Here is a 2,095-nt window from a genome sequence, read left to right as displayed (position 1 = left end):
GCCGCAGAAAGGTTGTGCTTTTTATGGGCGCAAATATCGGAAACATGAGTATAGCCGATGCCGGAAAATTCTGCTCGTCATTAAAAAAACTGCTTTCTCCTAAGGATTTATTGATCATTGGATTCGACCTAAAAAAAAATCCCCAGCAGATTCTTTCTGCCTATAATGATAAAGGTGGAATTACCAGATCATTTAACCTCAATTTGCTTCATCGCATCAATAAAGAATTGGATGGCAATTTTGATCTGAACAATTTTGAGCACTATGCCAGTTACGATCCAGAATCTGGAGCCTGTAAAAGTTACCTCATCAGTTTAAAAAAACAGATTGTTAATATTGGTCAAAATGCCATTCATTTTGCAGAAAACGAACATATTTTTATGGAAATATCACAAAAGTATTCGCTTAATGATATCGATCAGCTTGCAGAAAAAACCGGATTTAAACCGCTTAAGCGTTTCTTCGATCAACATCAGTATTTTGTAGATGCCATCTGGAAAGTAGACTAACTGCGGTTATCCAAAACCTGGAGCAGTTGATTTAAATCCTCTTCTGTATTATAAAAGTGAAATGAAATCCTTGTGCCTTTGCCACGTGGTGAGCAAAGTATTTTGGCTGCAGCGATTTTGTCAACTGTTTTTTGATCCAATGGCATGCTCATAATAGTAGATTGGTATTTTCGCTCCAATGTCCAATCTGGAATTAAGCCTCTTGAATTTAATGCTAGCCTGGCTTTGTTGGAAATTGCTTGTGCGGTTTTTTCAATCCAATCGAAACCGATTGAGCCAAGCTCGTTTAAGCTTTCGTTTAGTGTACCAAAATTTAAAGTGTCTAAATGCCCGGGTTCGAAACACATAGATAGGTGGTCTTTACCTTTTAAGAAAGGTGCTGTAGGTAAGTCGGCCAGTTTGTTTTTGCTATAAATCGCATCTTTCATCTGATCGGAAAGAAAGGCATAACCGTTTCCATACCCCGCTAAAAGCCATTTATAGCCACTTCCGATTAAAGCATCCAAGCCTGATTTTTCAAAGTTAAAATTTGTTGTGCCTAAAAACTGAGTGCCATCACCGATCAACAAAAGATCTGGATATGTAGCTTTTAATTTCTGGATAAATTCATCATCCATCCTTAATCCACTAATATATTGTACCATACTAAATGCCAGCACGGTAGGTTTAAATTTTTCAATGGCAATGATGATGTTTTCTTCTAGCTTTTCATCAATGGCTATGCTATTGTACCCAAAACCCATACTGATTACAGGATAACTCACAGATGGATATTCCTCCTCCAGTAATAGAAAACGATGGTTTTTGTCCAATCCACTCAGTAAAGTATTAAAACCTACTGAAAAATTCTGAACCAGATAGGTGTTCTCGGATTTTGAACTGAAAAGTTTAGCTATGTTATTTCTGAGGTCAGTAATGATGGGCAGATTTTCCATTCTGAAAATACTTCCTCCTGAAATAAAGTTTTGATCATGTTTAGTTCTCCATTCTGCCAAATTGGTAGATAAAATGCCAGAATTAGCGGTGTTGAGATAGGTATATGCTGTGAGGATCGGAAAAGATAGGTTCATGCCCAAATTTAAAAGAATTGTGCGTTAAAAAAATAGATGCTGCCACCGAAATTGATTTTTATACAAACCTATGAGAATCACGTTTGTTAGATTTATACAATCTGCTAATGTTATATGGAAAATCAAACATCAATACTGGTTACGGAACTTAAAAAATTATTAAATGGGGGTGGAGCGCATGTAGGGTTTAAAGATGCTGTTGCCAATTTGCCTTTTAATCTATTGGGCGAAAAGCCTTACAACTTACCTTACAGCATTTGGCAATTGGTAGAACATATCAAAATTGCCCAGTGGGATATGCTCGAATTTAGCAAGGATGGATCGCATCGATCGCCTAAATGGCCAGAGGAATATTGGCCTAAAGAACTGGTGCCTAAAGATGAACATGCCTGGAACAATACACTAAAACAGATTGATGCTGATCTGAAAGAATTTATTGCTTTGTTAGATTCTTCAGACTTATATGTGCCAATTCCGCATGGCGATGGACAAACTGTATTACGCGAAGCCCTACAG

The 2,095-nt window shown here is 37.2% G+C and carries 3 protein-coding genes; 2 read left to right on the top strand and 1 reads right to left on the bottom strand.

All coding sequences use genetic code 11. From position 1 onward, the window contains the following. Positions 1–509, top strand: a 509-nt coding sequence (locus AC1DPQ_RS25960) for an L-histidine N(alpha)-methyltransferase (RefSeq protein ID WP_477611334.1), incomplete at its 5' end; no start/stop codon positions are given. Here AC1DPQ_RS25960 and AC1DPQ_RS25955 read toward each other — a convergent pair. Further along, complete coding sequence (locus tag AC1DPQ_RS25955) at positions 506–1,579, bottom strand: aminotransferase class V-fold PLP-dependent enzyme (protein WP_477585008.1); 1,074 nt, start codon at positions 1,577–1,579, stop codon at positions 506–508. The two genes, AC1DPQ_RS25960 and AC1DPQ_RS25955, sit on opposite strands and share 4 nt — an antisense overlap. Before the next feature lie 114 nt (positions 1,580–1,693). On the opposite strand from AC1DPQ_RS25955, the gene AC1DPQ_RS25950 reads away from it, so the two are divergent. Continuing rightward, positions 1,694–2,095 (top strand): DinB family protein (locus AC1DPQ_RS25950; RefSeq protein ID WP_477611333.1); only part of this gene is annotated, 402 nt, incomplete at its 3' end.

It is taken from the genome of Pedobacter sp. 01T416_2 (assembly GCF_056398925.1).
Note: the sequence above shows the minus strand (reverse complement) of the source record. Positions and strands in the feature narration are given on the sequence as shown.

Coding starts and splice junctions, on each gene's coding strand:
- AC1DPQ_RS25955 (WP_477585008.1), bottom strand. CDS start 1,579: ATGAACCTATCTTTTCCGATCCTCACAGCATATACCTATCTCAACACC.